28 protein-coding genes and 2 pseudogenes are annotated in these 25,372 nt (G+C 68.9%); 17 read left to right on the forward strand and 13 right to left on the reverse strand.

The window, feature by feature from the left end; genetic code table 11:
- Positions 1 to 132, reverse strand: a pseudogene (locus GD429_RS36650) (IS256 family transposase); the annotation flags it as partial.
- A 47-nt stretch (positions 133 to 179) separates the two neighbouring features.
- On the opposite strand from GD429_RS36650, the gene GD429_RS36655 reads away from it, so the two are divergent.
- On the forward strand, positions 180 to 449 hold the full coding sequence (locus tag GD429_RS36655; protein WP_227792067.1) for a T6SS amidase immunity protein Tai4 family protein: 270 nt from the start codon (positions 180 to 182) through the stop codon (positions 447 to 449).
- A gap of 38 nt (positions 450 to 487) precedes the next feature.
- Here GD429_RS36655 and GD429_RS36660 read toward each other — a convergent pair whose 3' ends face one another.
- The gene (locus GD429_RS36660) at positions 488 to 1,705 is read right to left on the reverse strand and encodes a Bcr/CflA family multidrug efflux MFS transporter (RefSeq protein WP_152864662.1); all 1,218 of its coding nucleotides are present in this window, start codon (positions 1,703 to 1,705) and stop codon (positions 488 to 490) included.
- A 262-nt stretch (positions 1,706 to 1,967) separates the two neighbouring features.
- On the opposite strand from GD429_RS36660, the gene GD429_RS36665 reads away from it, so the two are divergent.
- From GD429_RS36665 to GD429_RS36680, 4 genes are all read left to right on the forward strand, one after another.
- Positions 1,968 to 2,420 (forward strand): hypothetical protein, encoded by a 453-nt coding sequence (locus GD429_RS36665; RefSeq protein WP_034182952.1) that lies wholly within the window; start codon positions 1,968 to 1,970, stop codon positions 2,418 to 2,420.
- A 200-nt stretch (positions 2,421 to 2,620) separates the two neighbouring features.
- Positions 2,621 to 3,904 (forward strand): glutamate-1-semialdehyde 2,1-aminomutase, encoded by a 1,284-nt coding sequence (gene hemL, locus GD429_RS36670; RefSeq protein WP_014897811.1) that lies wholly within the window; start codon positions 2,621 to 2,623, stop codon positions 3,902 to 3,904.
- A gap of 15 nt (positions 3,905 to 3,919) precedes the next feature.
- Positions 3,920 to 5,041, forward strand: coding sequence for a bifunctional diaminohydroxyphosphoribosylaminopyrimidine deaminase/5-amino-6-(5-phosphoribosylamino)uracil reductase RibD (gene ribD / locus GD429_RS36675; RefSeq protein WP_152864664.1), 1,122 nt, complete (start codon positions 3,920 to 3,922; stop codon positions 5,039 to 5,041).
- 14 nt (positions 5,042 to 5,055) lie between these two features.
- Entirely contained in the window at positions 5,056 to 5,685 is a 630-nt protein-coding gene (locus GD429_RS36680) for a riboflavin synthase (RefSeq protein ID WP_152864666.1), read from the forward strand.
- A 102-nt stretch (positions 5,686 to 5,787) separates the two neighbouring features.
- Here GD429_RS36680 and GD429_RS36685 read toward each other — a convergent pair whose 3' ends face one another.
- Entirely contained in the window at positions 5,788 to 6,471 is a 684-nt protein-coding gene (locus GD429_RS36685) for a GntR family transcriptional regulator (RefSeq protein WP_152864668.1), read from the reverse strand.
- A complete protein-coding gene (locus GD429_RS36690; RefSeq protein ID WP_152864670.1) occupies positions 6,468 to 7,070 on the reverse strand; it encodes an O-methyltransferase in 603 nt (200 codons plus the stop codon). The genes GD429_RS36685 and GD429_RS36690 overlap by 4 nt, the downstream gene beginning before the upstream one ends.
- 271 nt (positions 7,071 to 7,341) lie before the next feature.
- Here GD429_RS36690 and GD429_RS36695 point away from each other — a divergent pair, with 271 nt between their 5' ends.
- The 5 genes from GD429_RS36695 to GD429_RS36715 all read left to right on the forward strand — a co-directional run bounded on the left by GD429_RS36695 (position 7,342) and on the right by GD429_RS36715 (position 11,468).
- Positions 7,342 to 7,860: a DUF1993 family protein gene (locus GD429_RS36695; RefSeq protein WP_105393453.1), complete on the forward strand. Its 519-nt coding sequence runs from the start codon at positions 7,342 to 7,344 to the stop codon at positions 7,858 to 7,860.
- 193 nt (positions 7,861 to 8,053) lie between these two features.
- Positions 8,054 to 9,196 carry a bifunctional 3,4-dihydroxy-2-butanone-4-phosphate synthase/GTP cyclohydrolase II gene (gene ribBA / locus GD429_RS36700; RefSeq protein ID WP_152864672.1) on the forward strand — a complete coding sequence of 381 codons (1,143 nt, stop codon included), beginning with the start codon at positions 8,054 to 8,056 and terminating at the stop codon, positions 9,194 to 9,196.
- A 53-nt stretch (positions 9,197 to 9,249) separates the two neighbouring features.
- Positions 9,250 to 9,771 (forward strand): 6,7-dimethyl-8-ribityllumazine synthase, encoded by a 522-nt coding sequence (ribH, locus tag GD429_RS36705; protein WP_152864674.1) that lies wholly within the window; start codon positions 9,250 to 9,252, stop codon positions 9,769 to 9,771.
- Positions 9,768 to 10,205 carry a transcription antitermination factor NusB gene (nusB, locus tag GD429_RS36710; RefSeq protein WP_152864676.1) on the forward strand — a complete coding sequence of 146 codons (438 nt, stop codon included), beginning with the start codon at positions 9,768 to 9,770 and terminating at the stop codon, positions 10,203 to 10,205. The genes ribH and nusB overlap by 4 nt, the downstream gene beginning before the upstream one ends.
- A gap of 66 nt (positions 10,206 to 10,271) precedes the next feature.
- Complete coding sequence (locus GD429_RS36715; RefSeq protein ID WP_152864678.1) at positions 10,272 to 11,468, forward strand: pyridoxal phosphate-dependent aminotransferase; 1,197 nt, start codon at positions 10,272 to 10,274, stop codon at positions 11,466 to 11,468.
- Positions 11,469 to 11,576: 108 nt separating this feature from the next.
- On the opposite strand, the gene GD429_RS36720 is transcribed toward GD429_RS36715, so the two are convergent.
- Positions 11,577 to 12,689, reverse strand: coding sequence for a lytic transglycosylase domain-containing protein (locus tag GD429_RS36720; protein ID WP_152864680.1), 1,113 nt, complete (start codon positions 12,687 to 12,689; stop codon positions 11,577 to 11,579).
- Positions 12,690 to 13,284: 595 nt separating this feature from the next.
- Here GD429_RS36720 and GD429_RS36725 point away from each other — a divergent pair.
- The gene (locus GD429_RS36725) at positions 13,285 to 14,841 is read left to right on the forward strand and encodes a UbiD family decarboxylase (RefSeq protein ID WP_152864682.1); all 1,557 of its coding nucleotides are present in this window, start codon (positions 13,285 to 13,287) and stop codon (positions 14,839 to 14,841) included.
- Positions 14,842 to 14,899: 58 nt separating this feature from the next.
- Positions 14,900 to 15,568 (forward strand): LysE family translocator, encoded by a 669-nt coding sequence (locus tag GD429_RS36730; protein ID WP_152864684.1) that lies wholly within the window; start codon positions 14,900 to 14,902, stop codon positions 15,566 to 15,568.
- 118 nt (positions 15,569 to 15,686) lie between these two features.
- Here the strand turns inward: GD429_RS36730 and GD429_RS36735 are convergent, their stop codons facing one another.
- Positions 15,687 to 15,992: a hypothetical protein gene (locus GD429_RS36735; RefSeq protein ID WP_027783774.1), complete on the reverse strand. Its 306-nt coding sequence runs from the start codon at positions 15,990 to 15,992 to the stop codon at positions 15,687 to 15,689.
- 515 nt (positions 15,993 to 16,507) lie between these two features.
- On the opposite strand from GD429_RS36735, the gene GD429_RS36745 reads away from it, so the two are divergent.
- A complete protein-coding gene (locus GD429_RS36745; protein ID WP_152864689.1) occupies positions 16,508 to 17,437 on the forward strand; it encodes a Rossmann-like and DUF2520 domain-containing protein in 930 nt (309 codons plus the stop codon).
- Positions 17,438 to 17,513: 76 nt separating this feature from the next.
- Positions 17,514 to 18,077 carry a YggT family protein gene (locus GD429_RS36750; protein ID WP_152864691.1) on the forward strand — a complete coding sequence of 188 codons (564 nt, stop codon included), beginning with the start codon at positions 17,514 to 17,516 and terminating at the stop codon, positions 18,075 to 18,077.
- Positions 18,078 to 18,117: 40 nt separating this feature from the next.
- Here the strand turns inward: GD429_RS36750 and GD429_RS36755 are convergent, their stop codons facing one another.
- From GD429_RS36755 to GD429_RS41495, 5 genes and pseudogenes are all read right to left on the reverse strand, one after another.
- Positions 18,118 to 18,468: a DUF190 domain-containing protein gene (locus GD429_RS36755; RefSeq protein ID WP_047900029.1), complete on the reverse strand. Its 351-nt coding sequence runs from the start codon at positions 18,466 to 18,468 to the stop codon at positions 18,118 to 18,120.
- Positions 18,469 to 18,491: 23 nt separating this feature from the next.
- Positions 18,492 to 18,878 carry a fluoride efflux transporter CrcB gene (gene crcB / locus GD429_RS36760; protein ID WP_034182940.1) on the reverse strand — a complete coding sequence of 129 codons (387 nt, stop codon included), beginning with the start codon at positions 18,876 to 18,878 and terminating at the stop codon, positions 18,492 to 18,494.
- Between the two features lie 179 nt (positions 18,879 to 19,057).
- Positions 19,058 to 19,924, reverse strand: coding sequence for an SIR2 family NAD-dependent protein deacylase (locus tag GD429_RS36765; protein ID WP_152864693.1), 867 nt, complete (start codon positions 19,922 to 19,924; stop codon positions 19,058 to 19,060).
- A 216-nt stretch (positions 19,925 to 20,140) separates the two neighbouring features.
- Entirely contained in the window at positions 20,141 to 20,521 is a 381-nt protein-coding gene (locus GD429_RS41490; RefSeq protein ID WP_227792071.1) for a DUF4406 domain-containing protein, read from the reverse strand.
- A 3-nt stretch (positions 20,522 to 20,524) separates the two neighbouring features.
- Positions 20,525 to 21,115: pseudogene (locus GD429_RS41495) on the reverse strand (NUDIX domain-containing protein); the annotation flags it as partial.
- An 81-nt stretch (positions 21,116 to 21,196) separates the two neighbouring features.
- On the opposite strand from GD429_RS41495, the gene GD429_RS36775 reads away from it, so the two are divergent.
- From GD429_RS36775 to GD429_RS36785, 3 genes are all read left to right on the forward strand, one after another.
- Positions 21,197 to 21,952 (forward strand): DeoR/GlpR family DNA-binding transcription regulator, encoded by a 756-nt coding sequence (locus GD429_RS36775; RefSeq protein WP_152864697.1) that lies wholly within the window; start codon positions 21,197 to 21,199, stop codon positions 21,950 to 21,952.
- 167 nt (positions 21,953 to 22,119) lie between these two features.
- Complete coding sequence (locus GD429_RS36780) at positions 22,120 to 22,731, forward strand: chromate transporter (RefSeq protein WP_152864699.1); 612 nt, start codon at positions 22,120 to 22,122, stop codon at positions 22,729 to 22,731.
- The gene (locus tag GD429_RS36785) at positions 22,728 to 23,270 is read left to right on the forward strand and encodes a chromate transporter (RefSeq protein WP_152864701.1); all 543 of its coding nucleotides are present in this window, start codon (positions 22,728 to 22,730) and stop codon (positions 23,268 to 23,270) included. The genes GD429_RS36780 and GD429_RS36785 overlap by 4 nt, the downstream gene beginning before the upstream one ends.
- Positions 23,271 to 23,322: 52 nt before the next feature.
- Here the strand turns inward: GD429_RS36785 and scpB are convergent, their stop codons facing one another.
- Positions 23,323 to 24,132, reverse strand: coding sequence for a methylmalonyl-CoA decarboxylase (scpB, locus tag GD429_RS36790; protein ID WP_152864703.1), 810 nt, complete (start codon positions 24,130 to 24,132; stop codon positions 23,323 to 23,325).
- Positions 24,129 to 25,352 (reverse strand): CaiB/BaiF CoA transferase family protein, encoded by a 1,224-nt coding sequence (locus tag GD429_RS36795; RefSeq protein ID WP_152864705.1) that lies wholly within the window; start codon positions 25,350 to 25,352, stop codon positions 24,129 to 24,131. The genes scpB and GD429_RS36795 overlap by 4 nt, the downstream gene beginning before the upstream one ends.
- Positions 25,353 to 25,372 lie beyond the last annotated feature (20 nt).

The following is a 25,372-nucleotide window of genomic DNA, read 5'->3' on the forward strand; positions in this document are numbered from 1 at the left end:
CAGCATCAGATCCTGAACCTCGGTCGGCGTCATCGGCCCCTTGACCAACTGGTCCAGCAGTTCCTTGGGCAACTCAGGCAGCGGCCCGCGGGCCGCTGCCTGACGCGCTACGGTTTGCCTCTTCTTCTTCATCGGCATATCCATGACTTTTATACCTCATGATATGCCCCGCCCACGAAATGACGGATAGGTCCGACTTCGATCTCGAACGGAACCCCGACGCGGGCAAATCGCTGGTCAATCGTTTTCTTGCTCGCGACTATCGCAATCCGGTCGTCGAGTCCGAAATCAAAGGCGTGAAATTTCATTTTTTTGAAATGCCTGGATCTGTATCACAGCCAGGAACTCGATGCCCAGGTCAAACGGTTCGTGATCAACCCGAAGCGCAGCTATCGACTCGACAATCGCTCGTCAGAACGTTCAAAGCGATGCAGAGGGGGGAAGTTTGAAGCCGTCGCCCCCTCCTCCGCCAGTTCCGCCGCGCTGCTCAAGCCCCGGCTGGCACGGCCCGTCCGTGCCAGCGCAGCACCAGATAGCGCCCGACGAAGCACAGCACGCCCGTGACGCCGATCGTCACGCCCATCGCGAACGGCGTGCCGTCCGCGAGTGCGCCGATCGCGACGCTCGCGAGCGCGCCGAGCGCGAGCTGCATCGCGCCGAACACGGCCGCCGACGCGCCCGCGTTGTGCGGATAGCGGTGCATGAGGTCGGTCGTGCAGTTCGCGGACAGGATCCCGACCACGCCGACGACGAAGAACAGGCACACGACGATCGACCACAGCCCGCCCCACCCGGTCAGCGCGACGAGCGCGACCGCGAGCGACGCGATGCAGCTTACGAGCGACGCGGCCGCGATGATGCGCAGCGAGCCGACGCGGCCGACGAGCCGCGTGTTCGCGAAGTTGCCGATCATGATCCCGACGACGTTCAGGCCGAACAGCAGCCCGTAGTGCTGCGGCGACACGTGGAAATACTCGATGTACACGAACGGCGTCGCGGTGATGTACGAGAACATCGACGCGAATGCCATCCCGCCGCACAGCATGTGCCCCCATGCGACGGGGTCGGACAGGATGCGCCCGTACGACGCGAACGACGCGAGCACGGCCGTGCTCTTGCGCCGTTCCTTCGGCCAGGTTTCGGGCACGCGCAGGTACGCGGTCGCCGCGCACACCGCGCCGAACACGGCCAGCACGACGAACACGCCGCGCCAGCCCGAGAAGCGCAGGATCTGGCCGCCGATCAGCGGCGCGAGCAGCGGCCCGACCGCGGTGACGATCGCGACCATCGACAGCACCTTCGCCGCGTCGCTCGGCTCGTGCGCGTCGCGCGCAATCGCACGGGCCAGCACCGACGCGGCGCCGGCGCCGAGCGCCTGCAGGAAGCGCACGACGATCAGCATGTCGATCGAGCCCGACACGAAGCAGCCGATGCTCGCGAGCGTGAACAGCGCGATGCCGCCAAGCAGCACGGGGCGGCGGCCCCACGTGTCGGACAGCGGGCCGTACAGCAGCATGCCGACCGAGAAGCCGGCCATGAAGCTCGTCAGCGTGCGCTGCGCGGCGCCGGGGCTAACGGAGAAGCCGTCGGCGATCGACGGCAGGCTCGGCAGGTACATGTCGGTGGCGATCGGCCCGCAGGCGGCAAGCGCGCCGAGCAACAGGATCAGCCGGGCATCGGGCCGGCGCCGGACGACGTGAGACATGGGTATCCGGAATGGAGCCCGCGCGCATCGGGGCGCGCGTGGCGGTGAAGACGGGAGGCCGCGCCGCGGACGGCGCGTTCAGGCCCATGATTGTACGCGCAACTTTTTTACGTGCTGCGGGCCGCATGCGGCGGCAGACCGGGAAACACCGGCGCGGCGCCCGTTGCGCGGGATCGTGGGATCGTGGGATCGCTGGCGGATTCGATTAAGCTTGCAGCTGCCTGCTTCTCTTGTCTGACCAATTCGACGCACGACCGAACCGATGACCGCTTTCCTGCTGATCTGGAGCCCCAAGAAATGGCCATGGCCCGAGCTGCCCGACGTCGCCGCGCGCGTGAAGGCCGGCGAGGCCGTGCATGACGTGTGGGGCTGCGGCTTCGCGCGCGGCATCCTGCCGGGCGACCGCGTGTTCCTGCACCGCGTCGCGAAGGAGCCCAAGGGGGTGTTCGGCTCCGGCTACGTGACGCGCGCGCCGTACGAGGTGCCCGATCCGTCGACGAAGCGCGGTTACCGGCTGTGCATCGACTTCGTGTACGACTGGCTGGTCGACGCGCACCAGGACGTCGTGATCGCGCGCGACGCACTGCGCGTCCACCCGTATTCGGTGCAGACCTGGGATGCGCAGAGCTCCGGCACGTCGATCAAGCCGATGGTCGAAGGCCCGCTCGAGAAGCGCTGGGCGGAGCTGACCGGCAAGCGCAAGCCGCCGCGATAGCCGGACCGATGGCCGGATCGACGGCCAGATCGAATCGGCCCGTCGTTTCCGGCCCCCGCGCATCTCCCGACGCGCCGAAAGGCCGCAGACCGGCCTGCCGGCCCGCCCGCGCGCGTCTCCGGTACAATCAGACGATCGTTCCGCCCAGGCGCCGCGGCCCGTGCACAGGCCCCCGCGCCCTTCTCTCGCAGGTTTCGCCCATGTCCAACAATCAGATCCTCTTCGAACGCGCCCAGAAGACCATTCCCGGCGGCGTCAACTCGCCGGTGCGCGCATTCCGTTCGGTCGGCGGCACGCCGCGTTTCGTCGCGCGCGCACAAGGCCCGTATTTCTGGGATGCCGACGGCAAGCAGTACATCGACTACATCGGCTCGTGGGGCCCGATGATCGTCGGCCACGTCCATCCGGAAGTGCTGTCGGCCGTGCAGAACGTACTCGCCGACGGCTTCTCGTTCGGCGCGCCGACCGAGGCCGAGATCGAGATCGCCGAGGAAATCTGCAAGCTCGTACCGTCGATCGAGCAGGTGCGGATGGTGTCGAGCGGCACCGAGGCCACGATGAGCGCGCTGCGCCTCGCGCGCGGCTTCACGGGCCGCAGCCGCATCGTCAAGTTCGAGGGCTGCTACCACGGCCACGCGGACAGCCTGCTCGTGAAGGCCGGCTCCGGCCTGCTGACGTTCGGCAACCCGACGTCGGCCGGCGTGCCCGCCGACATCGCGAAGCACACGACCGTCCTCGAATACAACAACGTCGCCGCGCTCGAGGAAGCGTTCGGCGCGTTCGGCGACGAGATCGCCGCGGTGATCGTCGAGCCCGTCGCGGGCAACATGAACCTCGTGCGCGGCACGCCCGAATTCCTGAACGCGCTGCGCGCGCTGTGCACGAAGCACGGCGCCGTGCTGATCTTCGACGAGGTGATGTGCGGGTTCCGCGTCGCGCTCGGCGGCGCACAGGCGTACTACGGGATCACGGCCGACCTCACCTGCCTCGGCAAGGTGATCGGCGGCGGGATGCCGGCCGCCGCGTTCGGCGGCCGCCGCGACATCATGGCCCACCTCGCGCCGCTCGGCGGCGTCTACCAGGCCGGCACGCTGTCGGGCAACCCGATCGCGGTCGCCGCGGGCCTGAAGACACTCCAACTGATCCAGGCGCCCGGCTTCTACGATGCGCTCACCGCGCAGACGAAGCGTCTCGCCGACGGCCTCGCGGCCGAAGCGCGCGCGGCCGGCGTGCCGTTCGCGGCCGACTCGATCGGCGCGATGTTCGGCCTCTACTTCGCGGAGCGCGTGCCGACCAGCTTCGCGGAAGTCACGAAGAGCGACACCGAGCGCTTCAACCGCTTCTTCCACCTGATGCTCGACGAGGGCGTGTACTTCGCGCCGTCCGCGTACGAGGCAGGTTTCGTGTCGAGCACGCACGACGACGCGGTGATCGACGCGACGCTCGCGGCCGCGCGCCGCGCGTTCGCGGCACTCGCCGCCTGACCCGGGGCCGCGCGCATGTTCTCGGATACCGATTTCGCCCATATGGAGCGCGCGCTCGCGCTCGCCGCGCGCGGCATGTATACGACGGCGCCGAATCCGCGCGTCGGCTGCGTGATCGTCAAGGACGGCGACGTGATCGGCGAAGGCTTCACGCAGCCGGCCGGCCAGGACCACGCGGAAGTGCAGGCGCTGAAGGACGCGCGCTCGCGCGGCCACGACGTCGCGGGCTCGACCGTCTACGTGACGCTCGAGCCGTGCAGCCATTTCGGCCGCACGCCGCCGTGCGCGAACGCGCTGAGCGAAGCGCGCGTCGCGAAGGTCGTCGCGGCGATGGAAGACCCGAATCCGCAGGTGTCGGGGCGCGGCCTCGGCATGCTGCGCGACGCGGGCATCGACGTGCGCTGCGGGCTGCTCGCGCACGAAGCCGGCGAACTGAACATCGGCTTCGTGTCGCGGATGACGCGCGGCCGCCCGTGGGTGCGGATGAAGACCGCCGCGTCGCTCGACGGCCGCACCGCGCTGCCGTCCGGCGAAAGCCAGTGGATCACCGGCGAGGCCGCGCGCCTCGACGGGCACGCGTGGCGTGCGCGCGCCTGCGCGATCCTCACCGGCATCGGCACCGTGCGCGAGGACAACCCGCTGCTGACCGTGCGCGGCATCGACACGCCGCGCCAGCCGCAGCGCATCCTGGTCGACAGCCGCCTCGACCTGCCGCTCGACGCGCGGCTGCTCGAAGGCCCGCCGCTGCTGATCTTCTGCGGCCGGCTCGACGCGAGCGGCGAAATGCGCGCGAACGTGCTGAAGGCGCGCGGCGCGGAAATCGTGCCGCTCGCGAATGCGCACGGCAAGGTCGACCTGCCCGCGATGCTGGCGGCGCTCGGCGCGCGCGGCGTCAACGAGTTGCACGTCGAGGCCGGCCACAAGCTGAACGGCTCGCTGCTGCGCGAGCAATGCGTCGACGAATTGCTCGTCTATCTCGCGCCGAGCCTGCTGGGCGCCGACGCGGCCGGCATGTTCGACCTCGCCGCGCCGGCGAATCTCGATGCCCGCACGCGGCTGTCGTTCCACGGTGTCGAGCGGATTGGCGACGATCTGCGGATCCTGGCGCGCTTCACGCAGCCCGACGCCACTCACTGAACGGGATCGTCACGATGTTTACGGGAATTGTCGCGGCCGTCGGCCGCATCGAATCGATCGATCCGCTCGGCACGTCGGCCGATGCCGGTGTGCGCCTGACCGTACTGGCCGGCGGGCTCGACCTCGCCGATGTCGCGCTGGGCGACAGCATCGCGATCCAGGGCGCGTGCATGACGGTGATCGAAAAGACCGACGCCGCGTTCGATGTCGACGTGTCGCGCGAAAGCCTGAACCGCACGGTCGGCCTCGCCCAGCCCGGCGAAGTGAACCTCGAGAAGGCACTGCGCGCGCACGACCGCCTCGGCGGGCACATCGTGTCGGGCCACGTCGACGGCCTCGGCACCGTGTCGCGCTTCGCGCCGGTCGGCGAGTCGCATGAGCTGCGGATCGTCGCGCCGCGCGAGCTCGGCCGCTATCTCGCGTACAAGGGGTCGATCACGGTCAACGGCGTAAGCCTGACCGTCAACACGGTCGACGATCGCGCGGACGGATGCGAATTCTCGATCAACCTGATTCCGCATACGGTCGAGGTCACGACGCTGCGTCACCTGAAGGCCGGCGACAAGGTCAATCTGGAAGTCGACATGATCGCGCGGTATGTGGAGCGGATGCTGTCGACATCGCAGGGCGTGCATCAGGACTGATCGCGCTCGCGATCCCCGACGCGGCGGCCAACGGCCCGAGCCCGGACCGCCGCCGCTTTCCTTTATCCTCGTTGCCGTCGCCCGCCCGCGTTCCGCAGGCGATCAGGCATCCGCACCCTCTCCGCCTGCCCGCGCCAGAATCGTGTCGAGCAACTGCCGGACATGCTCGCGCGCCGCACGCTCCGCGGCATCCGCATCGCGCTTCGCGATCATGTCGAACACCTGCCGGTGTTCGGCGACATTCCCGCCCAATCGATCCCAGTCGTCCATCGGACTCGCGCCGCCCGCACACATCGTCTGCACCTGCGCATACAACGCCATGAGCGACGTCTCGATCGTCGCGTTGCGCGCCGTCGCGAGCAGTCCGTGGTGAAAGTCGAGGTTGGCGATGCGGTATGCGTCGCCGTCGCGCGTGGCGACCGCACGCGCCTGCCGCGTCAACGCTTCGTCCAGCGCCGCATGATCGTCGGGCGTCATGCGCAGCGCAGCCAGGCGCGCGGCCATGCCCTCGAGCGCCTCCCGCGCCTCGAAGATGGCCGCGATCCGCGCGCGGTCGAATGCGATCACGAAGACGCCCTGGCGCGGCACGACCTGCAGCAGCCCCTCGGCTTCGAGGCGCGACACCGCCGCCCACACGGGCGAGCGGCTGATGCCGAGATCGCGCGACAGCGCTTCGATGCTGATCTTCTCGCCCGCCGCGAAGCGCGCCTCGTCGACCAGCATCTCCCTGATCGCCCCGTATGCGTCGCGCCCCAGTGTCGTGCGCTCGAGCGTCGCGCGCGTCATGCCGGCCTCCGGCGACGTGCGATGTGGAGCCCCTTGCCGACCGGCACGATCGTCGTGTCGAACTGCCGTAGCGCGTCGACCGCGGCGAGATAGCCGGCGATCTCGTCCGGATGGGACAGCGCATTGTCCGCGACGAGCAGCGCGTCGGGCGTCAGCTTCGGCAACAGGTGCGCGAGCTGCTGCGGCGCGCTCACGCGGTCGGCATCGAAGAACACGCAGTCGAACGGGCCGGTCACGGCCGCGCAGACCTGCGTCGCATCGCCTTCGATCACCTGTGCCCAGTCCTGCAGCGCCGCCGCACGCAGGTTGGCCCTCGCCTGCTCGGCCTTGTCGGGCGAAAACTCGACGGTGACGAGCGGCTGCCCGTCCGTTTCGCGCAGCGCATGGGCGAGCCAGATCGCGCTGTAGCCGTTGGACGTGCCGATCTCGAGCACGCGCCGGCGCCGCGCGCCGGTGACGAGGAGGTACAGCAGTTCGGCCGTGGGCGGTTCGAGGTTCAGCATCTTGCGGCTGCGGTCGGCCATCTGCGCATCGTTTTCCTGGCCGAAGGATTCCAGCCGGGCAAGTACGGCCGACGCGGCGCCGTCGAGTTCGATCATGTCAGTCTCCGTCGCTTCATATTTCGTGTTTCGTGTTTCATGATACGACCTTTTACGGATCGACGCGCGATGCCGGCGAGGTTCGGTATTCCCGCGCAATCAGGGCGGCTGCATCGCGCTCGCCGGCCGGTCGCTCTAACGAGAGCCGGCCGAACGGCCAACGACGCGCACGGGTCATGCCGTCGCGCTAAGATGCGTCGACAGCGGTTTCAACGCCGCAACGCACGACGCGCCGCGTACCGGTCGCCCTCTTCCCACAGGAGTCGTTCCCATGTCCATCTCGATGTACCAGGCTTCGCTGCCCGTCCTGATCCGCGGCCTGACCAACCTGCAGCACATCCTCGGCAAGGCGCAGGCGCACGCTGCCGAGAAGCAGATCGACCCGTCGGTGTTCGTCGGCGCGCGCCTCTACCCGGACATGCTGCCGCTCGTCCGCCAGGTCTACATCGCGACCGACACGGCCAAGGGCTGCGCGGCGAGGCTCGCCGGCGCCGAGATCCCGAGCTACCCGGACGTCGAGCAGACCTTCGACGAACTGCACGCGCGCATCCAGAAGACGATCGACTACCTGAAAAGCTTCGACGCCGCGCAGATCGACGGCAGCGAGGCGCGCCAGATCGTGCTGAAGATGCGCGTCGGCCCGATCGAGTTCACCGGCCAGTCGTACCTGCTGAACTTCGTGCTGCCCAATTTCTTCTTCCACGTGACGACCGCGTACGACATCCTGCGCCACAGCGGGGTCGAACTCGGCAAGCTCGACTACCTCGGCGGGCGCAACGAGCACGCCTGACGCGCGGCCGGGCAAGGCCTGGCCCGCAATCGCTCGCACCCGCGTGCAGGCAACGCGCGGCGGCCCGGCCGGGCCTGCCGCGCAGGCCGGTCGCACCGCCTTCCGGAGCGCTTGCCGGCCGAGCGCAACCCGCGCCAGCCGAAACGTCGTCCGGCTGGCGTAAAATACGCACTTTCCTCTTTCTCGCCCCCTTATGACGCTCGCCTCCACGCTCGACATCATCGCCGAGCTGAAAGCCGGCCGGATGGTGATCCTGGTCGACGAAGAAGACCGCGAAAACGAGGGCGACCTCGTGATCGCCGCCGAATTCGTCACGCCGGAAGCGATCAACTTCATGGCCAGGTACGGCCGCGGCCTGGTTTGTCTGACGTTGACGCAGGAACGCTGCAAGCAGCTGCACCTGCCGCTGATGACCTACCGCAACGGCACGCAGTACGGCACCGCGTTCACGGTCAGCATCGAAGCGGCCGAAGGCGTGACGACCGGCATCTCGGCCGCCGACCGTGCGCATACGATCGCAACCGCGGTCGCGCACGACGTGCGTCCCGAGCACATCGTGCAGCCGGGCCACGTGTTCCCGATCATGGCGCAGCCGGGCGGCGTGCTCGTGCGTGCAGGCCACACCGAGGCCGGCTGCGACTTCACCGCGCTCGCGGGCCTCACGCCGGCCGCGGTGATCTGCGAGATCATCAAGGACGACGGCACGATGGCGCGCCTGCCCGACCTGATCGAATTCGCGAAGGAACACGGTCTGAAGATCGGCACGATCGCCGACCTGATCCACTATCGCAGCCGCACCGAATCGATCATCGAGCGAATCGCCGAGCGCACGATGCAGACCGCGCACGGCACGTTCCGCGCGGTGCTGTACCGCGACCAGCCGAGCGGTTCGCCGCACATCGCGCTGGTGCGCGGCGCGCCGTCGCCCGACGTCGATACGCCGGTGCGCGTGCACGAGCCGCTGTCGGTGCTCGACCTGCTCGAAACAGGCGTGTCGACGCACTCGTGGACGCTCGACGCCGCGATGCGCGACATCGCGGAACGCGACCTCGGCGTGATCGTGCTGCTCAACTGCGGCGACACGAAGGAACACCTGATCGACGTCTTCAAGGCGTTCGACGAGGAAGAAAAGGCCGCTGCGCTGAAGCGCCGGCCGGTCGATTTCAAGACGTTCGGCATCGGCGCGCAGATCCTGCGCGATGTCGGCGTCGGCAAGATGCAGGTGCTGTCGAATCCGCGCAAGCTGGGCAGCATGTCCGGCTACGGCCTCGAAGTCACGGGCTTCATTCCGATGCCCGGCGGCGAAGCCAAGTCCTGCCCGGCGTCCAACGCGTAACCCGCCACGGCGCTTTCGCCTTATAACCGTTCATCCACACCACGGACAAGATCATGGAAATCGGACAATACCAACCGAATCTCGAAGGCGACGGCCTGCGTATCGGCATCGTGCAATCGCGCTTCAACGAACCCGTGTGCAACGGTCTCGCCGACGCGTGCGTCGAAGAACTGGAGCGCCTCGGCGTCACCGGTGAAGACGTGCTGCTCGTGTCGGTGCCCGGCGCGCTGGAAATCCCGCTCGCGCTGCAGAAGCTTGCTGAAAGCGGCCAGTTCGACGCGCTGATCGCGCTCGGCGCGGTGATCCGCGGCGAGACCTACCACTTCGAACTCGTGTCGAACGAGAGCGGCGCGGGCATCACCCGCATCGGCCTCGACTTCAACCTGCCGATCGCGAACGCGGTCCTGACGACCGAAAACGACGAGCAGGCCGTCGCTCGCATGACCGAAAAGGGTCGTGACGCCGCGCGCGTCGCCGTCGAGATGGCCAACCTGACGATGGCGCTCGACCAGCTCGGCGACGACGAGGACGAAGACGAAGAAGAAGACGAAGGCGACGAAGAGGAGCGCGCATGAAGAAGAGCGCCCGCCGACAATCGCGCGAGCTGGCGACGCAGGGCCTGTATCAGTGGCTGCTGTCGAACGCGGCCTCCGGCGAGATCGACGCGCAGCTGCGCGGCGCACTCGGTTACGACAAGGCTGACAAGGATCTGCTCGAAGCCATCCTGCACGGCGTGATCCGCGAGCACGCGACGCTCGTCGAAGCGCTGACGCCGTCGCTGGACCGCCCGATCGAGCAGTTGTCGCCGGTCGAGCGCGCCGTGCTGCTGATCGCGACGTTCGAGCTCACGCACCACGTCGAAACGCCGTATCGCGTGATCATCAACGAAGCCGTCGAACTCGCGAAGACGTTCGGCGGCTCCGACGGCTACAAGTACGTGAACGGCGTGCTCGACAAGCTCGCCGCGAAGCTGCGCCCCGCCGAAACGCAGGCGCGCCGCAACGGCTGATACCGTTTGTTTGTCCACGGGCGCGCAAGCGCCCGTTTTTCATTCTCTCCCCGCCCCGCCCGACCGATGAATACCACCGCCGATTCGCTCGTCACGCTCGCCGCACGCGTCGACGCGATCCAGCCTTTCTATGTGATGGAACTGATGAAGGAGGCACAGCGGCTCGAGTCCTCGGGGCGCGATGTTATCCACATGGGCATCGGCGAACCGGATTTCACCGCGCCGGAGCCTGTCGTCGAAGCGGCCGCGGCCGCGCTGCGCCGCGGCGTCACGCAGTACACGAGCGCACTCGGCATTGCGCCGCTGCGCGAGGCGATCGCCGCGCACTACGCGCGCGCGTACGGCCTCACGATCAGCCCCGAACGGATCGTCGTGACGGCCGGCGCGTCGGCCGCGCTGCTGCTCGCGTGCCTCGCGCTCGTCGGCCGCGACGACGAGGTGCTGATGCCCGACCCGTCGTATCCGTGCAACCGGCACTTCGTCGCGGCGGCCGAAGGCCGCGCGGTGCTCGTGCCGAGCGGCCCGGACGCACGCTTCCAGCTCACCGAGGACGACGTCCGCACGCGCTGGGGCAACCGCACGCGCGGCGTGCTGCTCGCGTCGCCGTCGAACCCGACCGGCACGTCGCTCGAACCGGACGAACTGAGGCGGATCGTCGAAGCCGTGCGCGCACGCGGCGGTTTCACGATCGTCGACGAGATCTACCAGGGGCTCAGCTACGACGCGGCGCCCGTATCGGCGCTGTCGTTCGGCGACGATGTCGTCACCGTGAACAGCTTCTCGAAGTATTTCAGCATGACCGGCTGGCGGCTCGGCTGGCTCGTCGTGCCGCCCGCGCTGGTCGGTACGTTCGAAAAGCTTGCGCAGAACCTGTTCATCTGCCCGTCCGCACTCGCGCAGCATGCAGCGCTCGCGTGCTTCGAGCCGGCCACGCTCGACATCTACGAAGCGCGCCGGCTCGAATTCAAGCGCCGCCGCGACTTCATCGCACCGGCGCTCGAACGGCTCGGCTTCACCGTTCCGGTGATGCCCGACGGCGCGTTCTACGTGTATGCGCATTGCGGCGGCGTTGCCCACCCGGCGGCCGGCGACAGCGCCGCGCTCACGCAGGCGATGCTGCACGACGCGGGCGTCGTGCTGGTGCCCGGCATGGACTTCGGCGTCCACGCGCCGCGCGACTATATCCGCCTGTCCTATGCGACCGCCTATACGCGGCTCGAAGAGGCGGTCGATCGGCTTGCAACGCTGTTCGGGCAGCACTGACGCCGCGGCCGGCACACCGGCCGTTCCACACGCCACAAAAGGAAAAGGCACCCGGATCGGGTGCCTTTTTCATTTCCTGCCGGCCGGAACCGCGCGGTACGCGTCAGGTTACGCGCCGAGCTCCGAATGGCCGCCGTGCGCCTGCTTCGCGGTATCGACGCTCGCGTCATCCTGCGGCGACGTTTCCTTCGACGCCGTCGTCTTCGCCGACGTCGCGGTTTCGAGCGTCGCACGCACGCGCTTCGCGCCGCCTGCCGATGCCGTCACGGCAGCGGCCGTGACGATCGGCTTCGCCGGCGCCTGCGGTGCATTGACCGGCACGCTGCGGCCGTGCGACACGTCGCGCAGCCGGCCGCGCTCGGCCATCACCTTCGCGCCGTATGCGTTGTCGTCGGGGTTCGTCGAGCCGTTGTACAGCCGCAGGCCGTTCGCGAGCGAGCCGCCGCGGGCGATGCAGTCCTTCAGCACGAGCGCGCCGACCTGGAGGTTCGCGAGCGGCTGCAGTGCGGTATCGGTGCCGCCGAAATACTCGAACTTGTCGGAATGGACCTTCGACATGACCTGCATCAGGCCCTTCGCGCCGACGCCGCTTTCGGCATACGGGTTGAAGCCCGATTCGATCGCCATCACGGACAGCAGCAGCAGCGGATCGAGGCCGACGTCACGGCCGGTCTGGAACGCAGCCTTGACGAGCTGGCCGAGCGGCTCCTGGGCGATGCGGTAACGGCGCGACAGATAGGTCGCGACGAGCGCCTGTTCGCGGTTCGACGCGAGCGCACGATCGTCGCGCGCATCGGCCGGCACCCGCTGGGTCGGGATCAGTTTCGCGAGCGCGACGGGCGACGGGCCGTTGCGGGCCGGATCGGACGCATCGCCCTGCGCGGCGGCTTCCGGTGCGACATCGAGGCCGACCGCAAGCGCGTCCGTTTCGGGACTCTCTTCCTGCTGCGGCTGCGCGCCGGCAGGCGCGAAGTTCGGCAGCGGATGGCCGGACAGCAAACGGGCAGGCCCGGCCTGCACGGCCGCGGATACGACCGGCATCAGCTTCGCGGCAAGCGTGCCGCGTACGGTTGGCAGCAGCCACAGTGCAAGCGCAACCGCGACAGCGAGACAGCCGACAACGCTGAATAGATGGTGACTGACACGCGTCCCGCGACGCAGCATGTTGCGCACGATTTGCGCATGCTGCTCAGTGGGACGCCACGATAACCAAGCGTTCATTCAGATCATCTCCCATGAACATGACTCGTGCGGCTCGCTCAGCTCGATGGCGAGACAGAAACGCGCCGCGGAATCACGACGCCGCACGCCTTGGTTGGGACGTGCAAGCATCGGGGAAACGGTATAAGTACCGTTCGAGGCCACGGTGTAAGAAGGCCGGCGCCTTCGCACACTGGGCGAGACGGGCATACGCGGTGGCACCCACGCAAAAAACCAGCGTCTGGTAGCGCTGGCTGGGACTACGACTAAGGCCGTCGAATACGCCGTGCAGGGTTCGGCGGACGGTGACGCGCTGCGTCAAAGATCGGTGATTGGCGGCTCGAAGCCTTTTACCCTGCAACCAATGTGAGCGGATTCTAGCAGGGTTTTATAGATCGTCAACACTATAAAATCCCAAAATCATAACAAAAAGTAATTTAAAACCACTCTTCAGATCGGGAGCCCCATGCCGTAGGGGGTTTGCGCGCGATCGACTTTTTTCGCGGCCGGGCGTCCGCGCGGCGGGCCGGGTAAAATCGTCGGTCGATTCGGGGCCGCAGCCGGCCGCTGCGCCCGCCCACCGTCGCCCGCCATGCGGGCGGCCCGGACCTTCTTCATGAAATACAAAGACTTACGCGATTTCATCCAGCGCCTCGAGGCGCTCGGCGAACTGCGGCGCGTCACGCAACCCGTGTCGCCCGTGCTCGAAATGACCGAGCTGTGCGACCGCGTGCTGCGTGCCGGCGGCCCTGCGCTGCTGTTCAACGCGCCGCCCGGCCATGCGTTTCCCGTGCTCGGCAACCTGTTCGGCACGCCGCGCCGCGTCGCGCTCGGGATGGGCGTCGATGCGGGCGACGACGCCGCGCTCGATTCGCTGCGCGATCTCGGGCGCCTGTTGTCCGCGCTGAAGGAGCCCGACCCGCCGAAGAGCCTGAAGGACGCCGGCAAGCTGCTGTCGCTCGCGAAGGCCGTGTGGGACATGGCGCCGAAGTCGGTGTCGTCGCCGCCGTGCCAGGAGATCGTCTGGGAAGGCGCCGACGTCGACCTGCACAAGCTGCCGATCCAGACCTGCTGGCCCGGCGACGCGGGGCCGCTCGTCACGTGGGGCCTGACGGTCACGCGCGGGCCGAACAAGTCGCGCCAGAACCTCGGCATCTACCGCCAGCAACTGATCGGCCACAACAAGCTGATCATGCGCTGGCTCGCGCATCGCGGCGGCGCGCTCGACTTCCGCGAATTCGCGCTGCAGAACCCCGGCAAGCCGTATCCGGTCGCGGTCGTGCTCGGCGCCGATCCGGCCACGACGCTCGGCGCGGTGACGCCCGTGCCCGATTCGCTGTCCGAGTATCAGTTCGCCGGCCTGCTGCGCGGCAGCCGCACCGAGCTCGCGAAGTGCCTGACGCCCGGCGTCGACACGCTGCAGGTGCCCGCGCGCGCGGAGATCGTGCTCGAAGGCTTCATCCATCCGCAGGACGGCACCCCTGCCCCCGCTCCGGCCGGCGCGCCGCCGCGGCCAGCCGGCAACGCGTCCGCCGCGTACGAGCACGCGCTCGAAGGGCCGTACGGCGACCACACCGGTTATTACAACGAGCAGGAGTGGTTCCCGGTATTCACCGTCGAGCGCATCACGATGCGCCGCGACGCGATCTACCATTCGACCTACACGGGCAAACCGCCCGACGAGCCCGCGGTGCTCGGCGTCGCGCTCAACGAGGTGTTCGTGCCGCTGCTGCAGAAGCAGTTCGCGGAGATCACCGACTTCTACCTGCCGCCCGAAGGCTGCAGCTACCGGATGGCCATCGTCCAGATGAAGAAGAGCTACGCGGGCCACGCGAAGCGCGTGATGTTCGGCGTGTGGAGCTTCCTGCGGCAGTTCATGTACACGAAGTTCATCGTGGTCGTCGACGAGGACGTGAACATCCGCGACTGGAAGGAAGTGATCTGGGCGATCACGACGCGCGTCGACCCCGTGCGCGACACGGTGATGGTCGACAGCACGCCGATCGACTATCTCGATTTCGCGTCGCCGGTTGCCGGTCTCGGCTCGAAGATGGGGCTCGACGCGACCAACAAGTGGCCCGGCGAGACGAACCGCGAATGGGGCCGTCCGATCGAGATGGACGCGGCCGTGAAGGCGCGCGTCGACCGGCTCTGGCAGGAGATCGGGCTCTGAGGCCGTACGGCCGGCGCCCGCCGGCCCGTGCATCGCACCCACCACCAGAACGACGAAGATGAGCTTTCCTCCCGCCTCGATGCTGTCCGACGGTTTCTTCCTGTCGCTGTCGCTGTGTCTCGACATCGGCCTCGTGAACGTCGCGATGCTGTCGCTGACGCTATCGCACGGCTTCCGGCCGGGCTTCTGGCTCGGCGTCGGCTCGTGCGTCGGCGATCTCCTCTACGCGGCGCTCGCGCTTGCGGGGATGGCCGTTCTGCTGCAGTTCGAGGCCGTGCGCTGGATCGTGTGGATCGGCGGCGGCGCCGTGCTGCTGTTCCTCACGTGGAAGATGACGCGCGAAGCGCTGGCGCCGGCCAGCGCGGCCGACGACGACGCGGACGAGGCGCCGCCGCCGCGGGCGAGCGCGCGGCGCAGTTTCCTGCGCGGCATGCTGCTGGCGATGTCGTCGCCGAGCGCGATCCTGTGGTTCGCGGCGGTCGGCGGCGCGCTGATCGCGAAAGCCGGCGCGACCACACCGGCCACCGCGTCGGTGTTCCTGTCGGGCTTTTTCCTCGGCGGCCTCGCGTGGACGCTCTTCATGTGCACGCTCGCGAGCCAGGGCCGCAAGCGCGCGGGCGCCGGGCTGATGCGCGCGTGCCACATCGCGTCGGCGCTGCTGTTCGCCTATTTCTCGTACAGCGTGATCGTCGGCGGCTACCGCGACCTGATCGCGCACGCGGCGTAAGCGCAGCCGGCCGGCACGAGCCGCGCGTCGAGCGGCGGCACCAATAAAAAAACGGCGCAGCGCCCCTCCCGGGACGTTGCGCCGTTTTGCCACGCGCGGTCAGGCCGCGCGGGACGAATCAGCGACGCCAGTAGCCGTGATGGCCCCAGCCACCGTAACCATGACGCCAGTACGGACGACCGTAGTAACCACCGTAGCCGCCGACGACCACGGCGGGCGGCGGTGCATAGTAGGCCGGTGCCGGCGCGTAATAGACGGGCGGCGGCGGCGGCGCGTAGTACACGGGCGGCGGTGGTGCATAGACCGGATACGCGGGCGCGACCGGGATACCGATGCCGACCCCGATCGACACGTGAGCCTGCGCGGCGCTTGCGGCACCCAGGCCCAGCGCGGCGGCGGCGATGAACGGAATGAGCTTTTTCACTTCGATTCTCCTGCTGGAGCGGTATTTTATGCGCTCCTGTCGGCAACGGCGGGCATGCACGTCGCATGGAAGCAATGTAGCGAAAACCCGCTTCTCACGCGTTGCGCATTTGTTGCAAATTGCAATTGCACGCGGCCGCAGCCGCCGTGCGGCGTAGCTTCCGCAGCCTGCGGCGGCCCTTGCAGATCGCGCGATTCCGTCCGACGAGTCGGGGCGCAACGCGACGGCCGGTCAGTCTTACCGGATACGGCGCGCGCGGCGGGCACGCGTACGTAATGAACGATTACAAATTTGAGACAAGACGCCGACAATTCAAGCGGGACGCCCGCGCGACGCGTTTCGGGGTCGGATTCGAAGATCGCGATTCGGCCGCAAAGCCGGACGCAGATGCGCATGTGGATCGCATCGCATACCGGTAACGACTACATGCGTCCGCACGGCAATCGACCTTCCGCGACCGTGCCTTTATTCCTGCGATACTGGCGGCTGCTTCGTTTTCGCTCACGTCCGCTGCCATGCCCCTCCCCGACACACCCCGTCTCGGTTTCATCGGTGCCGGCCGCCTCGCGCGCTGCGTCGCGCAGCGCTTCGCGCAGGCCGGCTTTCCCGTCGCCGCGATCGCGAGCCGCACGCCCGAATCGGCAGCGGCGCTCGCCGCGCGCATCGCCGGCTGCCGGGCCGTCGACACGCCGCAGCAGGTCGCCGACGCCGCCGACCTGATCTTCCTGACGGTCCCCGACGACCATCTCGCGTCGACCGCCGCGGCACTTCGCTTCGACGCGTCGCGCGCCGCCAGCCAGGCAATCGTCCACTGCAGTGGCGCGTCGGCGGTCGCGCTGCTCGATCCGGCGAAACGGCAAGGCGCGGCCACCGGCGGCTTTCATCCGCTCTACCTGTTCGGCGGCACCGACGCCGACCTCGCGCGCATCGACGGTTGCTCGGTCACGATCGAAGCCGACGGCGCGCTGCACGCGACGCTGATGCGACTTGCTGCCGCACTCGGCTGCCATCCGCTGTCGATTCCGGCCGGCGGCCGGATGCTCTATCACGCGGCCGCGCACTACGCGGCGAGCTTCGCGCTGTGCGGGCTGTCGGAAGCGGTCGAGCTGTGGCGCGGCCTCGGTTTCGACGAGGAAGCCGCGCTGCGCGCGCTGCTGCCGATGCTCGCCGGCACGATCGAAACCGCGCGCGACAAGGGGCTCGCGAACGCGCTCGCCGGCCCCGTGTCGCGCGGCGATACGGGCATCGTCGAACGCCAGCTCGCGCTGCTCGAAGCGCGCGGCGGCGATCACGCGATGCTGTACGCGCTGATGACGCGCCGTGCGGTCGCGCTCGCGGCGAAGCGCGCCGCGCCGCCGGCGTCGCTGCCGGCGCTCGCCGAAGCCGTCGAAACGTCGCTCGCGCGCACCGCCGCGCACCCCTCCCCGTCGCGCGACGAGGCGTGATAAGGTGTCGGCCGATGCGCCGCCATCCGGCGTTGGCGGCCGCACGCTACTCGACTGTATAAAAAGGATGCCAACGATGTTCGGCGAGATCGCCCGTTTTCTGCTCAATACCATCTTCACGCTGTTCGGCGCCGCGCTGATCCTGCGCGTCTGGATGCAGGCCGTCCGCGTGCCGCCGTACAACCCCGTCACGCAGGCCGTGCTGCAGGCGACCAACTGGCTCGTGCTGCCGCTGCGCCGCGTGATCGCGGGCGTACGCGGCATCGACTGGGCCAGCATCGTCGCCGCGCTGCTCACCGCGCTCGTCTACGTCGTGCTGATGGTCGTGATGGCCGGCTTCGACCCGGCCGCGGTGATCGCGACGCTCGTCGTGGTCGCGCTGCTCACCGTCGTGAAATGGGCACTCAATCTCGTGATCTGGATGACGATCCTGATGGCGCTGCTGTCGTGGCTCAACCCGCGCTCGCCGGCGATGCCGATCCTCTACCAACTCACCGCGCCGTTCCTGAACCCGCTGCGCCGCGTCATCCCGAACCTCGGCGGCATCGACCTGTCGCCGATCCTGCTGTTCGTGATCGTGCAGGTGCTGCTGATGATCGTCACGCGCGCCGCCGTGTCGCTGACGATGTTCGGCATCTGATTCCCTTGGGGGCTGGTCACGCCAATAACGGACACAGGCCCTACGCCGCCGGCCCCTGCGCCGGCGGCGCGCCGAGCGTGTCGATCACGCCGAAGCGCGCCGGAATCATCGCGTAGCACACGCGCACTTTTTCGTGCGACAGCCGTTCGAGCAAACGCTGCGCTTCGTCCTCGGTGACGATGAATTCGACCTCGATCGCGAGCGAACCCTGCAGTTCGAAGAAGCGGTCCTCGTGCAGCACGCGATGCTGGCCGAAGCCGGCCATCGCGCGAAACGCGGAACCGCCCGCGACGCCCATCCGGTTCGCCTCCTCCAGCAGCCATTCCCACAACGGCTTCCAGTGCAGCCGGTGCTGCTCGTGCAGGTAGAAGCGCAAGAAGATCCTGTCCATCGCTCCCTCCGGTGGCGGCGCGTTCAGGCCGCCGCGAGCCACGCGCGCGCGGTCCACATGCCGAGCGCCGTCAGCGCGAACGATCCAGTCAAGTGTAGGGCAGCCACCGCAAACGCCCATCCGAATTCGCCCTGCAACGCATGCGTCATCACTTCGACCGAGTAGGTCGAGAACGTCGTGAGGCCGCCGAGGAAGCCCGTGATCACGAACAGCCGCCATTCGGGCGGCAGCCCGACGCGGGTCGTGAACACGACGGCGGCAATGCCGATCACGTAGCCGCCGATCAGGTTCGCGGCGAGCGTGCCGAGCGGCACCTCGGGAAAGAATTCGTTGAGCGCGAGGCTCAGGAACCAGCGCAGCAACGCGCCGAGCCCGGCGCCGACGAAGATCGCGACGATCGAATAGAACAAGGGCGCTCCCGGTCGATGATGCGGCCGGATTCAGCCGCCGGCCCCGGTTGCCCGGGGCAATGCCCGTTCCGGGGCGCGCGCGGCGCGTGCACGGACGGTACAAGCTGAACTGTATGCGGATTCGCCGCGCCGCTGCAACGACGGCGGCAGGCACGACGCCCGCACGGCCGCCGGTACGCTCACGCGTGCTGCCAGGCTGCGTCGAGCGCGGTCAGCGTCGCCAGCGCGCCGCCCTTCAACCCGATCACGTCCGCACGGCGCGCATGCGCTTCGCGCGCGTTGATGCGGATCACGTCGGCACCGAGCCGCTCGCTCAGCAGGCGCACGGTCGGAATCGCGGTGCCCGCGCCGATCTCGACCACGGCGACGCGCCCGGCCCGCACGATCCAGTCTTCCAGCGCACGTTCCTGCGCGTCGTAGCGCGCCCCGAGCCAGCCGGTGTCGCCGAACATCAGGATGTTCGGCCGCGCGAGGCCGCCGCAATGCGGGCAGCGCGGCGCTTCGCCGACCAGCCGGCAGGTGGCTTCGTCGACGTCCGGCACGAACGGCGCCGCGTCCCACGCGTCGTCCGAACAGGGCCGCAGGCACTGCATCGCGTGAATCGAGCCGTGGATCTCGACGATCCGCGCCGGATCGAAGCCGGCTTTCTGGAACTGGCCGTCGACGTTGCTCGTCAGCACGAAGCCGCCGTTCGGCATCGCGTCGATCCAGCGGCGCAGGATTTCGAAACCCGCATGCGGCACCGTCGCGCGGTAAAGCGCGAGACGGTGTCCGTAGAAGCCCCACGCGAGCTGTGCACGCGCGCGGAACGCGTGCGGCGACGCGATCTCGTGGAATTCGAAACGCTCGTGGCGCAGCGCCGGATACGCGCGCCAGAAACCGTCCGTGCCGCGGAAATCGGGCAGCCCGGAATCGACGCCGATGCCTGCGCCGGCCGTCACGAGCAACGCGTCGGCGCGCGCGAGCACGTCAACGGCGGCAGCGACGAGATCGGCGGGAAGCTGCGCGGCGGCAGCGGTGGAATCGTCGGGATCGGGGAACGGCATGATGGGCGGCGGTAACGTCGAACGGGTCGCGGGTCGCGGGTCGCGGGTCGCGGGTCGCGTCGCGATCATACGCCGGTTCGGGTGCCGCGCCGCATGCGCGATGCAGCGGCATGACGCGATCGCAACATCGCGAATCCGGATGGCGCCGGGCTTTTCCCGCGGCAGCCGACGCAGGGAGGCCCCGGCGATGCCGCGACCCGGCACCTCCCCACCTGCTCAGCTACCCGAATCGTCTTGCGCGACCGGAATCTCGTCGATCGCGAAATAGACCGGCTTACCGAGCTGCCGCGCGAGGCTGACGTCCGCATCGGCCCCGCGCGACGCGCCATCGATCCGCAATACGGCATCGCAGCGCCGCAGCAGCCGGTGCGCGGCCGGATACAGGAACGCCTCGCCGATCTCATCGCCGACCTGCCGCGACCCGGCCGCGACCGCGAGCGGCAGCGACACCCACTCGCCGATCATCGGCACATGCCCGCAGCGATACACGGCGAGCGCGGCCGCTTCCAGACGGTGCAGGTTCGCAGCGATGCGCGCCGGGTCGCCGTCCGTGCCGCTGCGATAGGGGCCGGCGACCAGCACGAGCAGCGGCGTCATGCCGCGCGCGCCGGCGGTTTCCCGCAGCGCGACGTATTGCAGCAGCATGATCGTCTTGGCGTCGACGATCTCGCCGCGCTCGACCGCGTCCAGCGCGGCCTGCAGCGGCATCTCGACGACCTCGAGATCCTCGCCCTCTTCCGCGACGCCGCCGCCGTCGCCGGTGCGCAGCGACGCATCGTATTCGCCGACGAAGAAATGCAGCTTCTCCGTCACGGAGCCCGGGCTCATGAACGCCTCGAACACCTTGCGCACGCCGCGCACGCGATAGCCGGTCTCCTCCTCGGCCTCCGCGCGGATGCGTGCTTCGGGCGTCGCGTCGTCGAGCAGGCCGGCCGCGGCTTCGAGCAACATCCCGTCGTGCCCGCTGACGAACGCCGGCATCCGGAACTGCCGCGTCAGCAGCACGTCGCCCGTGCCGGCATTGCGCAGCAGGATGGTCGCGCCGTTGCCGCGGTCGTAGGTCTCGCGGCTCAGGCGCTGCCACGTTCCGTCGCGGCGCAGGAAATCGAACGTCACCTTCTTCAGCACATACCAGTCATCGGACAGCACCGTCGTATCGACGATGCGCACGCGGTCCCGCGTTGCAGCCATCGCAGCCTCCCATTCGACAAAAGACGGCGCCCATGGTAACGTGCATATTCGTGCAATTTCAAGAAATTTCGTGCAAACACGATGCTGACGACGCAACGCAAGAAAGCGATCCTCGATGCGCTCGCACGCGACGGCCAGGTGCTGGCGGTCGAACTGAGCGCGCAATTCGGCGTTTCCGAAGACACGATCCGCCGCGACCTGCGCGAACTCGCGGCCGAAGGTCTGCTGCAGCGCGTACATGGCGGCGCGCTGCCGGCGTCGCCGGCCGTCGCGCCGTTCGCGCAGCGCGAGGCGCTCGAAACAGCGGAAAAGCGGCGCATCGCAAGGCGGGCCGCGCAGATGATCGCGCCCGGGCAAGTGGCGATCGTCGACGGCGGCACGACGTCGGCGCTGCTCGTCAGCCAGCTGCCGGCCGACCTGCGCGCGACGATCGTCACGCACAGCCCGAGCGTCGCCGTCGCGCTGGCCGCGCATCCGTCGATCGACGTGATCCTGATCGGCGGGCGGCTCTACAAGCATTCGATCGTTGCCGTCGGCGCCGCGGCGATGGAAAGCATCGCGCGCATCCATGCGGACCTGTACTTCATGGGCGTCACGGGCGTCCATCCGGTCGCGGGGCTCAGCACCGGCGATTTCGAGGAAGCGGCAATCAAGCGCGCGCTGGCCGAACGCGCGGCCGAGACGGTCGTGCTCGCGTCGCAGTCGAAACTGCGCGCGGCGTCGCAGTTCGTGATCGGCGACATCACGCTTGCGCAGACGGTCGTGGTCGAGAAGGAAACCGAAGCCGCGCTGACGAAGCCGATCGAGGCGGCGGGCGTGACGGTCGTGCGCGCGTAGCGGCGCCGGGGCGCATCCGCGCGGCGTATCCGTGCGTACGCACCGGATCGCACCGATCGAATCGGCAGCGGGCTTTCATCACGCCAACGCCGAGCCGATGTCAGCGTGCTGACAGGCGCCGCTTGCTAACATGGGCGCCCGCCCAATCGCCACGCGCCGCACGCACGATGCCCCCGCCCTCCGCCACGATTCCGCCGGCGCCGCCCACAGGCGATGCGCCGCCGCCCGGCACCCTCGCGCTGTTCGTCGCGTTCGCGCAGATCGGCCTGACCAGTTTCGGCGGCGGGCTCAGCGGGCGGATGCTGCGCGACTTCGTGCACGAGCGGCGCTGGCTCGACGAAGAGGCGTTCCTCAACGGCCTCGCGCTGTCGCAGGCGTTGCCGGGCGTCAACGTGAAGAACCTCGCGATCTGGATCGGCTACCGGCTCGCCGGATGGCGCGGCGCGGTGGCCGGCTTCACCGGCATCATCGCGCCGCCGGCCGTGCTGATCGTGCTGTTTGGCGTCGCGTTCTCGACCCTCACGCGCTTCCCGCTCACGCATGTCGCACTCGCCGGCGCGGCGGCCGCGGCGATCGGACTGTCGATCTCGATGGCGATCACGGCCGTGCGCCGGCTGCCGCGCCGCGCTTTGCCGTTCGCGGTAATGACGCTCACCTTCGTGTCGGTTGCGGTGCTCCACTGGCCGCTCGTATGGACCGTGCTGATCGGCGGCACGCTGAGCGTCGCGCTCGAATACCGCCGTGCGGCCACCGCGCCCGCCGGGAGCGGCAAGCCATGACCGCATCGCAACGCTACACCGCGCTGTTCGGCGTGTTCGCGCCGCTGTCGATCGCGACGATCGGCGGCGGGCAGGCGATCATCGCCGACATCCAGCGACAGGTCGTCGACGTGCATCACTGGATGACCGCCACGCAATTCGTGAACGACTTCGCGATCGCGCGGATGGCGCCAGGCCCCGGCTCGCTGCTTGCGACGCTGATCGGCTGGCAGGTGGCCGGCTTCTGGGGCGCGGTGATCGCGACGCTCGCGCTGTTCGGCCCGACCGCGTTCCTGATCTACGGCGTCGCGCACCTGTGGCGGCGGCACCAGGGCGCGCGCTGGCAGATCGCGCTCGAAGCCGGGCTGCGCCCGGTCGCGGCCGGCATGATCCTCGCGTCGGTGTGGGTACTGCTGCAGGCGCTCGACGGCGGCTGGCCCGCGCGCGCGATCGCGGTCGCGTCGACGCTGTGCGTGATGGTTTCGCGCATTCACGCGCTGCTGCTGATCGTGGTGGGCGCGCTGCTGCTCGTCGGCGCGCACGCGATCGGCGGCGTGTAGCGTTTAAAGCCTACCGCCGTCGCGCCGCAACGCCGCGCGGCCCCCTCAACGCCTAGACGCCGCGAAACACCGGCGCGCGCCGCTCCGCAAACGCACGCAGCCCTTCGTCGAAATCCGCGCCTTCGCACGCGTGCCGACGCAGCTCGGCAATCCGCTCGAACGCATCGACCGGCAACGGCCGCGCGTCCTGCAGCACGCGCAATTGCTCCTTCACGGCGTGCACCGCGAGCGGCGCCTTCGCGGCAATCGTGCGCGCGACGTCGAGCGCCGCATCGTCGACGCCACCCGCTTCCGCCAACCGGTTCACGAGCCCGTGATGCGCGGCGCGCTCCGCATCGAGCGGCTGCGCGCAGAAGAACATTTCCTTCAGCACGTGGATCGGCAGGTTGTCGTAGAAGCGCAGCAGGCCGCTCGTCGAATACGGCAGGCCGATGTTCGCGGGCGTCATCGCGAAACGCGCATCGCGCGCCGCGACGACGAGGTCGCAGCTCATCACGAGATCGACCGCCCCGCCCCATGCCGATCCCGCCACCGCCGCGATCACCGCGCCCGGATAGGTCCGCACGCGCCGCAGCGCCCGTTCGAGCGGCTTGTCGTACGCGAGCGGATCGCGGTCGTCGGCCAGTTCGCGCAGGTCGTGCCCCGCGCTCCACACGTCGCCGCTGCCGTCGTTCGACAGGATCACGACGGGCGGCGGACAGCGCTCGGCAAGCGCATCGAGGCGCGCGACGAGCGCATCGAGCAACGGTGCGTCGAGCGCATGCCGCCGCGCCGGATTCGCGAACCGCACGCGTGCGATCCGCTCGCCGATCATGTCGACCGTCACGTTCGACGGCATGTCGTGTTTCATCGTGTCGATCATTGCAGGGCCTCCGCCACCGCTTCCGCCTGGAAGATCGCACGCTCCGCCAGCAGCGCGTCGATCGCGTCGTCGCCGTAGCCCGCTTCGCGCAGCACGTCGACCGTATGCTCGCCGAGCAGCGGCGGCGCATGGCGCGTGCGCGGCGCGGGCACCTCGTCGCCCATCCCGCCGAGCGGCGTGACGACCTGGCGAAGCGTCCCGAGCGTCGGATGCACGACCGGTTCGACCAGCCCGCAGTGCGCGAGCTGCGGATCGCCGAACACTTCGTCGAGCGTATTGATCGGACCGGCCGGCAGCCCCGCCTCGACGAAGCGCTGCGTCCATTCGCGCTTGCCGCGCGTGCGCAGCCGGCCTTCGAGCAGCGCCTTCAGCGCGACGCGGTGCTCGACGCGCGCATCGTTGGTCGCGAAGCGCGGATCGTTCGGCAGCTCGGGCAGGTCCAGCAACCGGCACAGCCGCAGCCACATGTCGGTCGTGATCGGCGCGAGGTTGAGCGGCCCGTCGGCCGTCTCGAACACGCCGTACGGCGCGATCACCGCATGCGCATTGCCGGTGCGGCGCGGCACGTCGCCGAGGCTCAGGTAGCGTTGCCCGTGCACGCTCAGCAGCGCGACGAGGCTCTCGAGCAGCGACGTGCCGACATGCTGTCCGCGCCCCGTGCGTTCGCGTTCGAACAGCGCGGCCATCACGCCGGTCGCGACCCACATCCCCGAGCTGAGATCGCCGATCGCGGTGCCCGTGCGGGTCGGCTCGCCATCCGGGAAGCCGGTAAGGCTCATCAGCCCCGCGTAGCCCTGCGCGATCTGGTCGAAGCCCGGCCAGTCACGCAACGGGCCGCGCGGGCCGAACGCGGTGACGCTGCCCATCACGAGCCGCGGATCGCGCGCGCTCAGCGCGGCGTAACCGAGCCCCATCGCGTCCATCGTGCCGGCCTTGAAATTCTCGATCACGACGTCGGCCTGCGCGATCAGCCGCCGCACGACGTCGAGGCCTGCCGGCTGCCGGAAATCCACGCAGACGCCGCGCTTGTTGCGGTTGCAGGACAGGTAGTAGGTGCTCACGCCGCGATCGAACGGGCCCCATGTGCGGCTCATGTCGCCGTTCGGCCCCGACTCGACCTTGATCACGTCGGCGCCGAGATCGGCGAGCACCATCGAGCAGAACGGCCCCGACAGCGCGCGACTCAGATCGACGACCCTGATTCCTTGTAATGCCTGCATTCCGGACTCCTGATATTGAT

Source organism: Burkholderia sp. BE17, from assembly GCF_009362305.1.
GTDB classification, from domain to species: domain Bacteria; phylum Pseudomonadota; class Gammaproteobacteria; order Burkholderiales; family Burkholderiaceae; genus Burkholderia; species Burkholderia pyrrocinia_C.

Excerpts from the sequence above, each read along its gene's own strand:
- GD429_RS36655 (WP_227792067.1), top strand. The coding sequence starts at position 180 with ATGACGGATAGGTCCGACTTCGATCTCGAACGGAACCCCGACGCGGGC.
- GD429_RS36660 (WP_152864662.1), bottom strand. The coding sequence starts at position 1,705 with ATGTCTCACGTCGTCCGGCGCCGGCCCGATGCCCGGCTGATCCTGTTG.
- GD429_RS36665 (WP_034182952.1), top strand. The coding sequence starts at position 1,968 with ATGACCGCTTTCCTGCTGATCTGGAGCCCCAAGAAATGGCCATGGCCC.
- hemL (WP_014897811.1), top strand. The coding sequence starts at position 2,621 with ATGTCCAACAATCAGATCCTCTTCGAACGCGCCCAGAAGACCATTCCC.
- ribD (WP_152864664.1), top strand. The coding sequence starts at position 3,920 with ATGTTCTCGGATACCGATTTCGCCCATATGGAGCGCGCGCTCGCGCTC.
- GD429_RS36680 (WP_152864666.1), top strand. The coding sequence starts at position 5,056 with ATGTTTACGGGAATTGTCGCGGCCGTCGGCCGCATCGAATCGATCGAT.
- GD429_RS36685 (WP_152864668.1), bottom strand. The coding sequence starts at position 6,471 with ATGACGCGCGCGACGCTCGAGCGCACGACACTGGGGCGCGACGCATAC.
- GD429_RS36690 (WP_152864670.1), bottom strand. The coding sequence starts at position 7,070 with ATGATCGAACTCGACGGCGCCGCGTCGGCCGTACTTGCCCGGCTGGAA.
- GD429_RS36695 (WP_105393453.1), top strand. The coding sequence starts at position 7,342 with ATGTCCATCTCGATGTACCAGGCTTCGCTGCCCGTCCTGATCCGCGGC.
- ribBA (WP_152864672.1), top strand. The coding sequence starts at position 8,054 with ATGACGCTCGCCTCCACGCTCGACATCATCGCCGAGCTGAAAGCCGGC.
- ribH (WP_152864674.1), top strand. The coding sequence starts at position 9,250 with ATGGAAATCGGACAATACCAACCGAATCTCGAAGGCGACGGCCTGCGT.
- nusB (WP_152864676.1), top strand. The coding sequence starts at position 9,768 with ATGAAGAAGAGCGCCCGCCGACAATCGCGCGAGCTGGCGACGCAGGGC.
- GD429_RS36715 (WP_152864678.1), top strand. The coding sequence starts at position 10,272 with ATGAATACCACCGCCGATTCGCTCGTCACGCTCGCCGCACGCGTCGAC.
- GD429_RS36720 (WP_152864680.1), bottom strand. The coding sequence starts at position 12,689 with ATGAACGCTTGGTTATCGTGGCGTCCCACTGAGCAGCATGCGCAAATC.
- GD429_RS36725 (WP_152864682.1), top strand. The coding sequence starts at position 13,285 with ATGAAATACAAAGACTTACGCGATTTCATCCAGCGCCTCGAGGCGCTC.
- GD429_RS36730 (WP_152864684.1), top strand. The coding sequence starts at position 14,900 with ATGAGCTTTCCTCCCGCCTCGATGCTGTCCGACGGTTTCTTCCTGTCG.
- GD429_RS36745 (WP_152864689.1), top strand. The coding sequence starts at position 16,508 with ATGCCCCTCCCCGACACACCCCGTCTCGGTTTCATCGGTGCCGGCCGC.
- GD429_RS36750 (WP_152864691.1), top strand. The coding sequence starts at position 17,514 with ATGTTCGGCGAGATCGCCCGTTTTCTGCTCAATACCATCTTCACGCTG.
- GD429_RS36755 (WP_047900029.1), bottom strand. The coding sequence starts at position 18,468 with ATGGACAGGATCTTCTTGCGCTTCTACCTGCACGAGCAGCACCGGCTG.
- GD429_RS36765 (WP_152864693.1), bottom strand. The coding sequence starts at position 19,924 with ATGCCGTTCCCCGATCCCGACGATTCCACCGCTGCCGCCGCGCAGCTT.
- GD429_RS41490 (WP_227792071.1), bottom strand. The coding sequence starts at position 20,521 with ATGACGCCGCTGCTCGTGCTGGTCGCCGGCCCCTATCGCAGCGGCACG.
- GD429_RS36775 (WP_152864697.1), top strand. The coding sequence starts at position 21,197 with ATGCTGACGACGCAACGCAAGAAAGCGATCCTCGATGCGCTCGCACGC.
- GD429_RS36780 (WP_152864699.1), top strand. The coding sequence starts at position 22,120 with ATGCCCCCGCCCTCCGCCACGATTCCGCCGGCGCCGCCCACAGGCGAT.
- GD429_RS36785 (WP_152864701.1), top strand. The coding sequence starts at position 22,728 with ATGACCGCATCGCAACGCTACACCGCGCTGTTCGGCGTGTTCGCGCCG.
- scpB (WP_152864703.1), bottom strand. The coding sequence starts at position 24,132 with ATGATCGACACGATGAAACACGACATGCCGTCGAACGTGACGGTCGAC.
- GD429_RS36795 (WP_152864705.1), bottom strand. The coding sequence starts at position 25,352 with ATGCAGGCATTACAAGGAATCAGGGTCGTCGATCTGAGTCGCGCGCTG.